The 16,035-nt window shown below is 33.8% G+C and carries 10 protein-coding genes; 4 read left to right on the top strand and 6 right to left on the bottom strand.

Features of this window, described 5'->3' with window-relative positions; genetic code table 11:
* Complete coding sequence (gene brxL / locus Q73A0000_RS05085; RefSeq protein WP_193812997.1) at window positions 1-2,100, top strand: BREX system Lon protease-like protein BrxL; 2,100 nt, start codon at window positions 1-3, stop codon at window positions 2,098-2,100.
* 100 nt (window positions 2,101-2,200) lie between these two features.
* A complete protein-coding gene (locus Q73A0000_RS05080) occupies window positions 2,201-3,388 on the top strand; it encodes a hypothetical protein (RefSeq protein ID WP_193812996.1) in 1,188 nt (395 codons plus the stop codon).
* A gap of 152 nt (window positions 3,389-3,540) precedes the next feature.
* Here Q73A0000_RS05080 and Q73A0000_RS05075 read toward each other — a convergent pair whose 3' ends face one another.
* From Q73A0000_RS05075 to Q73A0000_RS05065, 3 genes are read right to left on the bottom strand one after another with little or no spacing between them, the layout of a single operon-like run.
* Window positions 3,541-4,167, bottom strand: coding sequence for a vWA domain-containing protein (locus tag Q73A0000_RS05075; RefSeq protein WP_193812995.1), 627 nt, complete (start codon window positions 4,165-4,167; stop codon window positions 3,541-3,543).
* 11 nt (window positions 4,168-4,178) lie between these two features.
* Complete coding sequence (locus Q73A0000_RS05070) at window positions 4,179-4,526, bottom strand: hypothetical protein (RefSeq protein WP_193812994.1); 348 nt, start codon at window positions 4,524-4,526, stop codon at window positions 4,179-4,181.
* Window positions 4,519-5,802: a DUF2130 domain-containing protein gene (locus Q73A0000_RS05065; RefSeq protein ID WP_317174273.1), complete on the bottom strand. Its 1,284-nt coding sequence runs from the start codon at window positions 5,800-5,802 to the stop codon at window positions 4,519-4,521. Before Q73A0000_RS05065 ends, Q73A0000_RS05070 begins: the two co-directional genes overlap by 8 nt.
* 77 nt (window positions 5,803-5,879) lie before the next feature.
* Between Q73A0000_RS05065 and Q73A0000_RS05060 the strand changes: the two genes are divergently transcribed.
* Both Q73A0000_RS05060 and Q73A0000_RS05055 read left to right on the top strand, forming a co-directional pair.
* The gene (locus Q73A0000_RS05060) at window positions 5,880-6,884 is read left to right on the top strand and encodes a helix-turn-helix transcriptional regulator (RefSeq protein ID WP_193812993.1); all 1,005 of its coding nucleotides are present in this window, start codon (window positions 5,880-5,882) and stop codon (window positions 6,882-6,884) included.
* A 153-nt stretch (window positions 6,885-7,037) separates the two neighbouring features.
* Window positions 7,038-7,574: a hypothetical protein gene (locus Q73A0000_RS05055; RefSeq protein ID WP_193812992.1), complete on the top strand. Its 537-nt coding sequence runs from the start codon at window positions 7,038-7,040 to the stop codon at window positions 7,572-7,574.
* 187 nt (window positions 7,575-7,761) lie between these two features.
* Here the strand turns inward: Q73A0000_RS05055 and Q73A0000_RS05050 are convergent, their stop codons facing one another.
* From Q73A0000_RS05050 to recD, 3 genes are read right to left on the bottom strand one after another with little or no spacing between them, the layout of a single operon-like run.
* Window positions 7,762-11,127 (bottom strand): UvrD-helicase domain-containing protein, encoded by a 3,366-nt coding sequence (locus Q73A0000_RS05050; RefSeq protein WP_193812991.1) that lies wholly within the window; start codon window positions 11,125-11,127, stop codon window positions 7,762-7,764.
* A 2-nt stretch (window positions 11,128-11,129) separates the two neighbouring features.
* Window positions 11,130-14,204, bottom strand: a complete 3,075-nt coding sequence (locus tag Q73A0000_RS05045; protein WP_193812990.1) for an exodeoxyribonuclease V subunit gamma — start codon at window positions 14,202-14,204, stop codon at window positions 11,130-11,132.
* Between the two features lie 4 nt (window positions 14,205-14,208).
* The gene (gene recD, locus Q73A0000_RS05040) at window positions 14,209-16,032 is read right to left on the bottom strand and encodes an exodeoxyribonuclease V subunit alpha (protein ID WP_193812989.1); all 1,824 of its coding nucleotides are present in this window, start codon (window positions 16,030-16,032) and stop codon (window positions 14,209-14,211) included.
* Window positions 16,033-16,035: the final 3 nt, after the last annotated feature.

The following is a 16,035-nucleotide window of genomic DNA, read 5'->3' as shown; positions in this document are numbered from 1 at the left end:
ATGGATGAATTAGATTTAAAATTAAACGAATTCTATCCCGGAAAAGTGGTTAGAAAAGATTTGGTTCACGATATTAAAAAAGCGGCGAATGTTCCAGCTTTTGTTTTGGAATTTCTATTGGCTAAATATTGTGCAACAGATGATCCCGAGGAAATCATTGCAGGTAAAATGGCTGTTCTGGAAGTTGTTGAGAAAAACTATGTTCGACCGGATGAAGCGAATAAAGCCCAGTCAATGGTGCAGCAAAAAGGACGTCATAAATTTATAGATAGAATTCATGTAAAATATAAAGAACGAGAAAAACGGCACTGGGCGGAAATGGAGAATTTCGGCTCTAACCGCATTGCCATTAACGAAAAATTCTACAAAGACAATGAAAAGCTATTAGAAGGCGGAGTGTGGGCAGAAGTTACCGTGGGTTATAACGAAATTGAAGATGATGATTATGCCTTTTACATAGAAGATTTAAAACCCATTCAGTTATCTCGATTTGATTTCAATAAATTTCTGGAAGGCCGAAGAAACTTTACTACTGAAGAATGGATAAATGTGGTGCTGAGAAGTGTAGGTATTAATCCTGAAATTATCGATCATCTTCCACCAGAATATAAAGGCAGAGTTCCGGAAGGAAAAAGATTGAAGTTTCATTTTTTAGCACGCTTGATTCCATTGGTTCAAGCAAATTACAACTTTATTGAATTGGGACCTCGTGGAACTGGAAAATCTCACTTCTACAGTGAGTTCTCTCCCTATTGTACTTTAATCAGTGGTGGTAAAGCCAGTACTGCAACCTTACTTTACAATAATGCTCGAAAAAAAGTTGGTCTGGTTGGGTATTGGGATACCATTGGTTTTGATGAAGTAGGTAATCTTAAAATTACAGATACGGATACAATTCAGATTATGAAGGATTATATGGCCAAAGGTAGATTTAGCCGTGGTCGAGAAGTGATTGCCAATGCAAGTTTTGCTTTTGTTGGAAACATTGATCATTCTATAGAACAGGTAGTGCGCTCCTCTGATCACTCTTTATTTATAACCCTACCAAAAGCCTTTGACTTTGCAATTCAAGACCGATTTTTTTACTATTTACCAGGCTGGGAAATTCCTAAAATGGATCCAAGGTGGTATGCGTCCAACTATGGATTGATTACAGATTATTTTGCAGAAGCATTTCATCACATGCTTAAAAATAGCAGCGCATATAGCAATATACTTTCGTCTAAAATGAGACTCGGACCAAATGTGGAAGGACGTGATGATCTAGCTATTCAGAAGACTTCAATGGCCTTATTGAAAATTATCCATCCAGATGCTAATCCAACTGATGAGGAATTTGATGAAATCTTGGAGTATGCGATTGAAGGACGACGCAGAGTAAAGGAGCAAATGGATAAAATGAAAGATGATGATGAATACAGTCGTGTAGATTTATCATATTTTAATAAGGACGGAATTGAAAAAATTATTTACTGTCCGGAAAGTAAAGCGGTGCTACAAGGTATTTCTTTAAAGAAAGGAAAAGATAATACTCTGCAAATCGAAAGTGTAAATGCGGAACTAAATTTCGATGCTGATCGTACTCCAGAAGTTCAATCTGAGAATTTCACAAAACAAACTGAAACTAAACCGAAGAATCTCAAAATTCTTTACGGTGACATTGGGTACAGTTACGAAGATGTATTTAAAAGTTATTTTATCGGTGCAGAATCTATTACTATTCAGGATCCCTATATTAGATTGAAGCATCAAATTTCCAATTTTATTAAATTGGCAGAAATGATTGTGAAAATTGGAGACTGCAAAAAAATTCATCTTATCACCTCACGTGATGATCGAGACCAGCGAGAAGAAAATAAAATTGCTTTTGAACAGATTGCGGATAGCTTGTATGAAAATGATATCCAGTTTACATTCGAATTCTCAGATACCATCCATGGGCGCGAAGTTAAAACAAGCAATGGTTGGAGAATTGTGATGGATAGAGGTTTGGATTATTTTCAGTCTCTAGCTGGTAATTATTTGCAGATTGGTGCGAATGATCAAAGTTTGAGACCGTGTTTAGAAACGAGTTTTGACTTTATTCGAAGTGATGAATGATGTGAGAATTTCTGGATTTTTAAAATGGAAAGTATTACGTTTTTAAAAATTTGAAAGACGTCAGGAGTATTTAATTATCAATAAAAGTTCAAGTAAATAAATGTTATTATCAGTTGACATAGAATACTTTTCAAAGAAAATTACCTCTAAAAGACATTTATTTGAATGTCAAAAGTGCAAACAGACCCTCGGGATAAAAAAGTTTCTAATCCATTTAGCAGATGTTCATAATGAAGATGTTTCTAATAAATATTGGTCTGCTTATTTATTGAGATGTACAAAAGTAAATGCAATCTTTGAACTTACAGAAGAATTTAGGGGTGGTGAAGCTGAGATAAATCATGCAGTTGAGAATTATATAAAACCTAAAGAAAGGGAGTTTAGCGCTTTTCAATTAAAAGAGAACGAAAAAAGAGAGAAACTTCTTAGTATAGAAAGACAAAATCTTAAAAGAGAAAAAGAAGAAAAAATTAGGGCAGCTATTGTAGAAGAAGAAAAACGGGCAAAGCAAATTCTTGATTTGAAAATTAGTGAAAGCAAAACCGTCTATATGGTTTGGGAAGATGTAGTTTTTGGAAAAAATAAAATAAGTTTTAAACATAAAACTGAATTTATTTTACCTATTGATATGCAAGGTATTGTGGAAGAAATGAACTTGCTAAAAGAGGGTTATTTTAAAAAATATTATAATACCCTCCTTAAATTTTTAGTGCATAAATCAATTGTTTTAAAAGAACAATCACCAGGCTGGGATAAAATACAGGATACTGTAGTTTTAGTTGAAGAACGGGTAAGGAGTGAATTAAATTTCAATAGAAGTGGTAGTAACAAAAATTTAGTTCAGCTCCCTTCCGTTGAGAATTTGACTAATGAAGAAATTATTGAAAAATATATCGGTAATAGAAGTAAATCTTATTATATCCAGTTGCTAGCTAGTATGCATAGCGCTACCCGAAAAATCGTTCCTATAATTGAACAGCGAGATACTGTCAAAGAAGTTAGTTTTTTATTTACAATAAAGTCAAAAAGCAGATTTTATATTGTTTGGGAAAATTGTAATGATTTGAGGGGAACGCATATTTTTAGAGCAGGAAATGAAGAGATTGATAAAGTGCTGCGAAACTTAACAACATATATCCAAGATCCTGAGATCTTACAAAAAAGGATTGTATTTTGGAATAAAGATGTAAATTCACTCCAGCTTAAACAAAAACTTCAACATTATCAATCTCTCAAGCACAATAATAGAGATGCATTTGTTCAGGGAATTAAAAAATTATTGAAATGATTTCGAATAAAATGGCGATAATCCACTTTAAGGAGTTTCCCTCAATTCGAATTGCTGGATATGACTAACTACCAAATTAGAAAATAAAACAAAAGCTCAGAATTAAATCCGAGCTTTTATTTTTATATAAAATAATGAAGAATTACGCCATATTATTCCTCAAAGAAATTATCCTTCGTATCCTCATTTCTTTGGACTTTTGAATAATAAACATCGCGCGAAGTTCTGTCTTTTTCAAACATTTTCTTAATGCCGGCTTCGTTTTTCTCAAAAATCAAAGTATTGGTGATGGAAAGATTAAGTGCGATTTGATCTACGTCGTGATCGGTTCCGATATAGGTAAAAGTCCATTTTTCTTGTTTCAACTTTTCAATCAATTCTTTAATCTGTTTTCCAGAATATTCCTTCGATGCATTTTCTTCACCATCGGTCATAATAGTTACCAGGACATTACAGTTCTGCTGATCTTTTACGACCTGATGTAATTTAGTCACCGAGAATCCGATAGCGTCAAAAAGTGGAGTACAGGCATTTGGCTGATAGAGATCAGCATCGATCTCATTAAGTTTTTCTACAGGATCAATGAAGTGCAACAATTTGTTGCCAAGATCATTAAAACTAACGACAGAGATAAAATGTTCCTGCTCAGGGAATTTTTTCTGAGAACCTTTAATCGACTGAACGGTTTCGTTAAAGCCCGAAATGATTTGGGATTTAATGCTGTGCATGGAGCCACTTTCATCTAAAATAATAAGGTTGTGTACATGTTGCTTTTCCATAATAAATAATTTTAATTGTTAGACCAATATTGATGACATTTTATAATTTCCTTAATACTGAAGATTCCTTCTTCTTTTAATTTTCGCCAGTTTTTTGTAAAACCTAATTCCTGGCAGAGTTTATAAAATCCGTCGCCTTCTTCACCATTTTTCGAAAGAACTACTGCGCTTAAAAGCGGTCGTTGGTGATTAAATTCGTGTACTGAGATTTCGCCCAGAATTCTACCGATTTCTGTTCGGTCTGCTGGATTCTCTCGCATGTCGAGTTTTAAATTGCAGACATTACATAATTCCTGATACGTGATAACTGCTTTATCTTTTGCAACCTCGATCAATTTTTTTCTTACTGTTTCATTCATAATCTAGTGTGTTTTCAATTTGATTTGCGGTATATCCAAGTTCTAAAAGTTCTATAGTTTGCACTGCATTTCCGCCAATTCCTTTAATCGAGCCGTACATATTCACGGTGTTGTTGATCACTTTTTGAATCTGCTTTTCGCGTTGTTTCCAACTGCGCATCATCGCTCTTTTTTCGGTGTTCAAATCTATTTCCATTTGCTGGAAACCTTCGATGATTCCTTCCATTTGCATTCTGAATTCTGTACCAGAAAGAAAGTTATAAAGCATCACCATTTTATCACCTTTGTTTTCCTGCGACTGAATCGCGGTACTGATGGTGATTAATGACTGTCGCAAAATATTAGAAAGCCCTTTGAATTCGTCAAAACGACAGATGTAAATTCCCTGATGAAATCCCATTCTTTCCATTCCGGTAGGTAAAACTTCGGTTACCAAAACCCCAATATCTGCGCCTTTCTCACGAATATCATTTTTGAATTTTTCAATCCAGCCAGACGAAAAGTTCTTCGCACGCTTGCTTTCATAATATATGGTGCCACAGTTTTGGGTATCGAAAGTGTTTACGGTTTGAAGACAGTCTGCGCCTGAAGCACCTTTTTTAATTTCTTCAATGGTATCCAATGGAAAATTAGAAGCAAGGAAATTTTCAATTGCCAGTTCCATCACTTCTCCCTGCAATTGCATTGATCCTTGATCCTGTTTGCGTTTCATTTCCTCCGTAAGTTTTTTCTGATCATCCAATTTCTTCTGGAAGTCTTTTATTTCCAGTTCATGTTTAGACATAATCTGTAATTGAATTTTTTGTCGTTCTTCTTCAATTTTTGTATTTAATTTTTGCTCATTTTCCGCTTCAAGGGTTTCTTTCAGTTCATTTTTCTCACGTTCAATTCTGGCAAAATCTGTTTTCATTTTATTATAAGCTCTAACCTGCTCAGATTTCTCTTTAAGTTCGTCATCCTTCATTTTGAGAATTTCTTCATGGTCTGCCTGCAACTTCAGTTTCATTTTTGCCTCTGCCTCTTTTTCAATTTTCTTTTTTTCTTCCTCCAGTCTTGTCTGCAGAATTGAGTCTTGATTTTTCATTAAATCCTCGACTGCTTTTCTCTCTGCATGGAGAGTTTCTTCTTTTTTCTGAAATTCTTCTTTTAAAGAATTTTCTTTGGCAAGAAGTTTTATTTTTAAACTTTCTTCGATTTGATGTGACAACACATCATTCACGTCGATTTCAGTTCCACATTTCGGGCATTTGATAATTTGATTTTCAGTTTTCATCATTTATGTTTTATTATTTATTTACTCTACAAAAGTATTTGTATCTTGTGCAGTGAATCTGCATATTAAATAATTCTACTATGGCAATCAATAAAAATGCTTACTTCCGATACCAAATTTTGGATAATTGCTTTCGCAATACGGGAAGAACTTATAACATCGATGATTTGTTAAAAGAAATAAACGATAGATTATTTGAACGTGATCCAGACAATACAGGAATTCAACGCCGCCAATTATTCGAAGACATTAAGTACATGGAAAGCGAAGATGGTTTTTCGATTCCTTTAGATAAGATAAAAGATGGACGAAGGAAAATTTATCGATATTCAGATAGGGATTTCAGCATCAGAAATGAACCCATTAATGAAGCTGAAGCACTTCAAATGCAATCGGCCCTACAGATTCTGTCACGTTTTTCTGGTGCCCCTCAGTTTGAATGGATGGATGAAATGTTACCCAGATTAGAATCAAAATTCGGCGCAATTCCGGAAAGTGAGCATATCATTAGTTATGAATCGAATATTGATTATGTAGGAACTGAGTACATTAAGGTGATTTTTAATGCGATTCATAACCAACGCGTTCTTAATGTTTCTTATCATCCCTTCACGCAGGAAAAGTCAGTAAATATAGTTTTTCATCCTTATCATTTAAAACAATACAATAATCGCTGGTTCGTATTTGGACGAAATGAGGAGAATGGAATCAAAACCTGGAATTTAGCGTTAGACAGGGTTAGTGGAGTAAAAGAAACTAACAAAACCTATGTTGATGCAGACATTGACTGGGAAGATTATTTCTCCGATATCGTAGGAGTGAGCAGACCTTTTGACGCAGTTGCGGAAGAAGTGAAATTACTCTTTAGTGCCGAAGCGAAGCCCTATATATTAACGAAGCCTATTCATCAGTCCCAAAAGGCAAGAGAAATTAATGATCAGTTAGAAGTTCGCATCAAAGTTATTCCTAATTTTGAACTGCAAAAACTCATTCTTTCTTTTGGTTGGCAGGTAACCGTTATTACTCCTGAAAGTTTAAGAGATAAGATTGCTTCTATTTTAAAACAGGCCGTCGGGAATTATTGAAATTTTTATCTTAAGAGGTGAATTGATAATATTGTTTTAAATAAAACTACAAGTATTTTTATGAAATTTAATGAAATTGGTTTTGTTTCTGTTTAATTCGATAATGACTTCTTAATTTTCATTATCTTTAGGATTAATAAAAAGTTTTTTAATATGGCATATTCGGAGGAACTTGAGGCAAAGATGATAGAGTTAGGGATAAAAAAAGAAAATATTCTTTACTTGACTATTGAGAATGTTAATATTCAGGAAATGAGAGATGGTGCCAAAAACACTGAGTATCGGGAAGTAACAGAATTATATTTAAGCAGGCTTTTTTCAAAAAATGCAGAAAAGAAATTTCAGAAAATGAAACCTAAAACTCACATTTTATTTCAAGGCGGTTATAATCCGGATAGTCCGCGCATAATCATAGAGTTGTTAGGCTTTTCGGTTGGAAATCAAATCTTCCCACAGGATGGTGAGCTCAAACAAAATTATCGTTTATATGAGGCTTTAGATATGTTTTTAGGTAACATTGTTTATGACAGTAAGAACGCTGATTTAATTATTTCCCCTATTAGAAAAACAAAGGCTACAATAGCTTCAAAAAGTACTAAACAAAAGTCGAAAGGAAAATCTATCTTAACAAGCAGTCGTGATTCGAAAAATAACGAAAGTTTCACTTATACTTACAATGTAACTGAATAAAAATGAGGATCCAAATCTTTTGAAGACGAATTTTGCATTTCCTTTTGGGAGATTAAAAAAGCATCAAATTAATAACTCTTTTTTGAGTTCTAGATTATAAATATATCTTTTTAACTACACGAAAGATTACGATTCAGCAAATATTCGTAAAACTGAAAAAATTAGTATCATATATTTTCGCACACATTTACATCACTGCTTCTAATTGAAAAATCCTTTCCAATTCCTCCACTTTATTACTAGGCAACTTGTTGACATACACTCCTGTACTTTGTCCCTCACGAACTCCTCTTAAGAATAAATAAATAACTCCTCCAAAGTGAGTTTCATAATCAAAATCAGCTCCCAGTTTGCTTTCGACAAACCGTTTCATAGCGACGGTATAAATACAGTACTGCAAATGATAGTTGCTCTCATTCATGGACTCATTGAGCTGGTCTGCGTGATAACATGCAATCGAATCTCCTAAGAAGTTAGACTTCCAGTCGAGGATGTAATATTTTCCCTCATGCTCAAAAAACAAATCGACTAAACCATTCATCATGCCTTTGACATCGCCTGAACGTTTTGTTAGAATCTGTGAATGATCCATCATCACGCTTTCTAAATCCATCATTCCAAATTCATTTGCAATTTTGAAATTGAATTCAATCTCATTGATTCTTTTTCCCCGTTCTATAGCTTGTAATGAAAAGGTGTTTCCATAAGCGTCTGTGCCTAAATTAGCATGAACAGTATGGTGAACGAGTTGATATAAGTTCTCTAAAAAAACAGTGTCTTCAATATTAGATGGCGCAAAACACTGCACAGAAGTACGAATAACTTCCGTCCAATTGTCTGTGTCTGAATAATTAATAAATTCAAAGATGTTGTGCAGTAAATTTCCTATTTGGGCGCCTTTTTTTAAATCTTTAAAAACAAAATGGTCATAGTGACTTTTCTCATAAGAAGTTCCGTCTTGTTTGGTAGATTTTGAAGGATGAGCAGACAGAAAAGAGTAGCTCATCTTGTTATAATTTTTATCTGCAAAAACGAGTTTTGGAATTGTCTTATCAGAAGAGGGTATCGTTTCCTCTTGTAATGTAATAGGATCCGGATTCCAGTCGACAATATCTTCTTTTTTATAAAGTTTAATATTGTTGTTTGTCGTTTGTAATTTAGCCAGTAGGTTTGAAAGGGTACTTTTTCCAACCTTACTAATTACAATCGCATTATATTTAGCACGGGTCAAAGCAACATATAGCAGACGTCTGTTTTCTTGATTTTGCTGACTTATAAATTGAACTTTCAAGGAAAGATCACTTATTGGCTTTCTTGTAAAAACATAATCACTTTCACCTTCTTTTTCTATTCTTATACTACTAAACTCACCTTTTTCATTCTCGTTCAGATTCAGATAAGGAGCTATGATGACATCATATTCTAATCCTTTACTTTTATGAATGGTAACAATTTTTACTGCATCTTCATCACTTTCTATCCGTTGCGAAAGTTCTTTGTTTTCTGTATCATCAACTGATTTTGTCTGATTGTATAAGTAAAAATAAACTTCATTTGGTGTTAAGGCATTATTCTGTTCTTTTTCCTGCAGCAACTCTAATAATTGCCTGATGTTCGAAAGGATTCGATGTCCTTTCGTGATATCTGACTGGTTTTTTGCTATCAAATTAAAATCATTAATCACCTGATTTAATGCTACAAAAATACCGTCTTTTGTCCAGTTTTTTTGATAGGTAGAAAATTTTTCAACCCAATAATCGAAATCAATATCTTCTAGATCAATAACTTTTTTCCCTAATACAGAAGTTAGAAACGCCTTTTGAATGGCTGCTTTTTTTGGATTAAGAATCGCTTGCAGGATAAACAATAATTCATTTGCTTCTGCTGACTGAACCACTTTGCTGTCATCCAAAATTACGGAAGGGATATTTTCACTTTCCAGTATTCTTTTTAGTGTTTTTCCTTCACGATTGGTTCTGATTAAGATAGTGATATTAGAAGGTTTTAAAGGTTTTTTATTTAAGGTCACGTCTCCTTTTAATAAATGTCGAATGGTTTTTCGTACTATAGCGTTGACCTCTTCCTCACTCTTATATCCATCAATTATGGTTAATGGGGAAAGCAACTTGTTATCTATATTGAGGCCTTCAGCATTTTGTTGTTTTGCTTTTACAACTTCGTATTTTATTTTTTGGTGACCCTCTACTGCACCATTTTCGAAAGTATCGAAATCAGTGTTGGGCAGGAAAAACTTGTTTAAAGCATCGATATAATTTGTTGTGGACCGGAAATTCGTCTTCATCGTAAAACGTTTTTCCGAGACGATAGCGTTTCGTGCTTCGAAATAGGTATTTAAATCCGCTTTTCTCCAGGCGTATATAGATTGTTTTGGATCACCGATATAGAAAATTATTTTGGAAGGATCGTGTTGGAAAATTTCCTTGAAAATAGCATATTGTTTTTTATCGGTATCCTGAAATTCATCAAGAAAAATAGCATCATACTTCGCTCTCATTAATAGCTTTAGCGCATCCTTGTCTCGCGATCCGTGTAATTGATCGATTAAATCATCAAAGGTGAAATGGTTTTTAGACTTCAATTCTTGCTTAACTTTTGGAAGGATCCAGTCGATGGCTTGCTGAAAAAAAACATTTTTAGTCGAGCAGGAATAAAGGTCTCTTTCCTGTTTATTCTTTTTGCACTCTGCAATTTCAATTGGGAAAAGATCGTTAAAATCAAATTTTATTTTATCTGCATCTAGCTCAAAATAAATTAATAGTTTATTATTATCTTCAATTTTAGATAAAGCTGATGCTTTGCCGTATCCCTTTTTTACATAATTATTTATAGTATTAGTCATTGAATCTTTGCTGTTTTGCAAATATTCAATTGTGGCATCTCTTATCTTTTCTAACTCTTGATTGTACTCTAAAAGAGAATGAACTTCAGCATGATCTCCGTGAAGTTTTTGTCCACTTAAAGCATTTTTAATGATTCCAGTTAAGATTTTCTCATTGCTTAATTCGCTTATTTCGAATAATTCAGGATTTATTATATTTAAAACTGCGCGTCTAAATCCATTCGTATGTTTCGTCACAATATCTGAAATATCCGATTTTAATTCCTTACCAAAAATCTGATTGGTTTCAAAAGCAAATTCATTCAGCGTTTGCTGGCAAAAACTATGAATTGTACACATCATCGCATTATCAATGTTCAACAAGGCTTTGCGAAGTCTATTTTCAATGTCAGCACTCGTCTGATTATTGTTAAGCGCATTTTCTACCACTCCCTTAATAATTTCATTTCCGGATGATCCAGAGTTCTCTATTTCTAACAGGGCTTCTCTTATGAATTTTATAGAACGTTCTTTTAATTCTGCAGCTGCTGATTCCGTAAAAGTAACCAACAACATTTTTTCGATTGGTATCCATTTCTCAACCAATAATCGAACTACCAATACTGCAATCGAAAATGTTTTGCCGGTTCCTGCACTGGCTTCGATAATATTTGCTCCCGAAAGATCAACTGATTCCACTTTAAATTCTTCCATGTTTATTCTTGTAATCCAGATTCAACTATTCCTATTATTTCTATGTAAGTCGTTTTAAATTGATCAAATGCCTGTTCTTCATCTAAAAAACCATTCTTTAATTCTCTTGTAAAATATTCAGAGGCATATACTTTTGAGGGTTCAGGAGCGTTTAATTGACTGTGAAAATATTCTTCGAGATCAGTAGCACTTAAATAAGTATCCATTTTTTTTGCCGTAATCTTTATAAAATCACTCGTAAAATGAATTAATTCTGATGACCCTCGTTCAAATAGTTCGCATAACTGAATCAAGTTATTTTCAAAATCTTCCTTTTTATTTAAAGGACTTTGGTCTTTCTTATGGATATAAGAACCCTGGGTTTTACTAGTGTCAAAAAGAGTTAACACCATAAAATTGATTAGTGAACGGATTCTATATTTCCATTTATCAGTTGATACCGTAGCAAAAAGGTACTTATCATCATAAACGCCATCAATGTTCCCTATAATTCTGTATTGATTACAAACAAAGTTAATAGGTACTGATCTATTAACTGTTTCTGAAAACCAATGTGGTAATTTAGCTAATAGTGAATCAACTTCTTTCATGTTTTCACTTATTGGAGCAATACCAAAATTTCTAAATGGAAGCTTTCCTCTACGCTTTTTTTCCAGAACAGAAGTTTCATCATCTTGATTTATTTGCAATCGTTTTTTTAATAAATCATCTTTAATACTCCAGTTCTCTAAGTGACTTAATGCAAAAGGTTCACAGTCTTCCAGATCTATTGTTCTATCTGAATAATATATACCTAAAACCCTATTGTAATAATGACGAATTGGATCTTCAATAAATCGAATCAAACTGTGAAGTGGAATAATTTTATTTCCTTCAGCATCTTTTTCTAATTCTAAATTTGCAAAATTGGAGACTGCCGCTTTTTCAATTTCTTCTTTGGTTGAATTTGAAAATCGAATCAAGCGCGGATCGTTTTGATTGTATTTTGTGCTAAACAAATGCAGAGGATGTTTTGCGATAAAAGTATCTTTCGGAATTCCCCATTTTTTTAAAGCATCAGTTAATTCCTCAATCAAGGTACTTGGCGGAATGGAAGAATTGTCTGTAACACTCTGTCCGATGTAACTGATGTATAATTTTTCTTCAGCCCCAAGAATTAAGTTCAAAAACATATTTTTGTCTAATCCTGAGGCACTAAATTCTTTCTCCTCCGAAAGTAAATCAAAACTTAATTTGCGGCTTAATCTTGGAAATTCGTTTCCATTCATTCCCAGGAAACAGTAGATTTTAGCAGGTACAGCAATATTTGGATTTGGAGAAATAAAACGGATACCACCGTAACCTATCTTTTCAGACTGTTCTAAATTGTCGAAAAGTTTTTTCAAATGATAATGTATAACTGCGAAAGGGACATCTTCACTAACCAAATCTCTTACTTTCATCAATCCGTCTAATTGTCGGTTAAACACATTTGGATCCTGTTCCTCAATGTTGATGAAGTTTTCGATAGTTCGTTCTAAATGTTTGATCCAGTCAAACAAACTGCGTTTTTCTTCTTTTAATTTTACCCAGTCATAGAGTGTTTCTACAAAATGATTTAACCGAATTATTTCAAAAAAGTCGCCGTCTTCAAATTCAGAAACAGGATAAAATTCGGTATCGGCAAAAGTGAGGAGTTCATCAGTGTTCTCTATACAACCGCCATAAACTAATCGTTTTAAACCATATCGCCAAGAGACCATATCAGTTTCTAATTCGATATCTCCATCTATTCCGTGACGGATATTAGCCAAATATATCGCACGTTTGATCGTTTCTAAATCCTCTGCAAAACCAAATTTCTCTCGAATATACTTATATTCTAATAATCCAAAAACCTGCTTAGAAGTAAATTCTTTTTCATCCATAGCATACAACGCCAATAATGCCTTGTAAGGAGAATCCTGGATTTTATAACTGGTGTTGAAAAAAGAATAGTCAAATTTCAGATGATCGTTTCCAAAAATTGCTTTAATTGCAGGAGCATATTTTTCAAATGAAGGAATGATCACACAAACTTCACGTTGCTGTAGATTTTTATCGGCATCAAATTGAGTAATCAAATAATTCCATAAAGCCTCAACCTCTCTATAAACCGAATAATTATTGGTAATTTGAATAGAGTCATCCGTTTCGTTAAAAGCATAATTAACAGTATTCGAACCTACTAATTCCTGTTGAACGGAACTTAATAAAGTGTTTTCAGCCTGTGAAACTGATACCGGTAATTTTTCAGTGATGATACCATTGAATAAAGGAGCCTGTTTCTTCTGAAAGCCGGAAAGTGTTTCGTAGAGTCTGCAGGAATAGGTGTCAGAATCATGATCTAATCTAAATATTTGAATATCAATATATTTCCCTAACTCAACTAAAAAATTGACGAAATCGGTGGTATAAGGAACAGTTCCATAAAAATAAAGTGAAGGTATTTTTTGAGTTAAGATTTTTTGATGGTCTAAATTCCCACTTAAATGAGCAAGAATCTCCTGATACATTTTTGAGAGCGAGCTGAAGTTATTGCTGGCAATTTGATTGAGCTGTTTCCATATAAAAGACTGCCAGCGAATATGTTCTTCATTATTTTCTCCTGTTTCATCTTCTAATTTATTGATTAGATTTTGATCAAACTCCTGGTATTTAGAAAATAAACTGGCTATTTTCTCGGCTAAAGTAAAGCGCTTTAAATCATCTGCGGAAAAATAGTTGGCTATCGTTGGAAACTGCCTTGTAAATTGTTCTTTTTTAAGAATAGAAAAAATAATCCAGTTTAATTGACTGGATTGAAGAAGCTCTTTTCTGGAGTTTCCCAGTCCCAGAATCTGATGAATCATTTCAACACATTGCAGCGGTTTTTTAAAAACAAAATTGGCTGAAATGGTGTTGTATTCAGCCACTTGTTCTACAAGCCACTCTTTGGTTTCATTATTTGAAATACCTACGAATATGGGGGTAAAAATGCTATTTTCTTTTTTGATACTTGCAGCAAATTGCTGAGCTAAGTCGTTATTGTTTGTGGTAGTATACTGGATGATCGACATGCTGTTAATTATTTTGAATACGTTCTTTAATTCCTGACACCCGATTTACAAAACGGTCGGCGGTCGCCACTATGACTTCTAAAGTGCCTTGTATATAGGCACGCTCTTTTGCTCTTGTAATACCGGTATATAGTAGTTCGCGCGTTAAAATCCGATTATCCTGATTCTTTGGCAACATCACAAAAACGTCCTTGAATTCTGAACCTTGGCTTTTATGAATGGTCATTGCAAAAACGGTTTCCCACTGTTCAATAAATCCAGGCGTAACAACATGATACTTTTTATTTTCGTCCTGAACCGAATTAGACTGTAACTGTGGGAAATATACTTTTAATTTATTTTTATCATCTCTCCGAACAATGCCAACATCTCCATTAAACAAATTCAAATCGGGTTGGTTTTTTGTAACCATAATCAACTGATTATGATATAACTCGCCTGAAGGATTAAATAGCCCTATCTGATTGGCGAACTCCCTTTTCAAAAAACTTTGGATGCGTTCATTTACTTTATAAATACCTTGTTCTGACTCTCTGTTCGCACATAAAACTCTGCAGTTATTTAATTTAATCAGTGCCTGTTCTATATTAACTTCTTCAATATAGGCTTTGTATTTCTTTAAAAAGTTTTCAAAAAAAGTTGTTTTATAATCGTAATCAACAAATAAGCAATCATCATCTGGTGAATTGATGATCGATTCCAATTGCCCCGATTCTCCTTTAATAATGGCTTGCGTAAACCTTCCCATTTTAGAATTCTGATCAAAGCGATACGTTTTCTTCAATCGAACCAAATGCTGATTCAGAAAATTATCAGGCTTTTCTAGAACATATGAGACAACTCTATCAGGTTGAATTAATGAATTAATCAACTTTAGATTCTCATTAGCAAATTGATTTTCTGTCTCTTTTTGAGAAAGACAAACATCTCCAAATAAACTTCCGGCATCGACTGAGGCCAACTGTTCTGAATCACCGAGAATAATTATGCGTGTATTTTCACCAATTGCCGCTAACAATTTTGAAAACATCGCAACACTGATCATAGAAGATTCATCTACAATTACGACATCATAGGGTAGTGGATTAGTGCTGTTATGTTTGAAAAATGGAGAATTTAAATTGGTTCCCAATAATCGGTGAAGTGTTTTCGGTTCGGTTTTATTCACCACATCTTCAATATTCAAACCTTTGTATTGAATGACGCTGGCCAAAAGTGATTCCTTCATTCTCACCGCAGCTTTACCGGTTGGTGCAGCTAAAGCAATTTTCAATTGATCGCCTTCAGTTTTTTTAAGAAGTGCTAAGATTTTCGCAACACTGGTAGTTTTACCCGTTCCTGGTCCGCCCGTGATAATCGTTAAATTATTCAGTACCCCCTGTATTGCAGCGACAGCTTGCCAGTCGGGTTTTTCCTCAGCTGAATAACTGGAAAGGTCTTCAACAGGTGAAATCTCTTCACGGATAAAATCGATTTGTGAACGCAATGCTTCACTTCTTTCTGTAAATTTACCTTTACTTTTAGCGAGTGATTCTAAACGGTTTAAAATAGTAGTTTCATACTGAAAATAGCGTTGCAGATAAAATTTATCATTAAAAAGAACAAAGGGTTTTAAATCTGTTTCATTCGAAGTTACTAAAGAAGAATCTTTGAAAGATTGTTGCTTTAAATAGCCACCTTCTTTCAATTCTTCATCAATACTGCTGTTTACTGGAATACAGATATGTCCATTCTCCATTCGTTTTGACAAAACGTAAACGAAAGGTTCAACAAGTTGATCATTAAAGTATGAGGCAAAATGACGATGGAGCTTATGTGTGTTTTCCATGAA

The organism is Kaistella flava (ex Peng et al. 2021), from assembly GCF_015191005.1.
Classification (GTDB): domain Bacteria; phylum Bacteroidota; class Bacteroidia; order Flavobacteriales; family Weeksellaceae; genus Kaistella; species Kaistella flava.
Note: the sequence above shows the minus strand (reverse complement) of the source record. Positions and strands in the feature narration are given on the sequence as shown.

Excerpts from the sequence above, each read along its gene's own strand:
- brxL (WP_193812997.1), top strand. The coding sequence starts at position 1 with ATGGATGAATTAGATTTAAAATTAAACGAATTCTATCCCGGAAAAGTG.
- Q73A0000_RS05080 (WP_193812996.1), top strand. The coding sequence starts at position 2,201 with ATGTTATTATCAGTTGACATAGAATACTTTTCAAAGAAAATTACCTCT.
- Q73A0000_RS05075 (WP_193812995.1), bottom strand. The coding sequence starts at position 4,167 with ATGGAAAAGCAACATGTACACAACCTTATTATTTTAGATGAAAGTGGC.
- Q73A0000_RS05070 (WP_193812994.1), bottom strand. The coding sequence starts at position 4,526 with ATGAATGAAACAGTAAGAAAAAAATTGATCGAGGTTGCAAAAGATAAA.
- Q73A0000_RS05065 (WP_317174273.1), bottom strand. The coding sequence starts at position 5,802 with ATGATGAAAACTGAAAATCAAATTATCAAATGCCCGAAATGTGGAACT.
- Q73A0000_RS05060 (WP_193812993.1), top strand. The coding sequence starts at position 5,880 with ATGGCAATCAATAAAAATGCTTACTTCCGATACCAAATTTTGGATAAT.
- Q73A0000_RS05055 (WP_193812992.1), top strand. The coding sequence starts at position 7,038 with ATGGCATATTCGGAGGAACTTGAGGCAAAGATGATAGAGTTAGGGATA.
- Q73A0000_RS05050 (WP_193812991.1), bottom strand. The coding sequence starts at position 11,127 with ATGGAAGAATTTAAAGTGGAATCAGTTGATCTTTCGGGAGCAAATATT.
- Q73A0000_RS05045 (WP_193812990.1), bottom strand. The coding sequence starts at position 14,204 with ATGTCGATCATCCAGTATACTACCACAAACAATAACGACTTAGCTCAG.
- recD (WP_193812989.1), bottom strand. The coding sequence starts at position 16,032 with ATGGAAAACACACATAAGCTCCATCGTCATTTTGCCTCATACTTTAAT.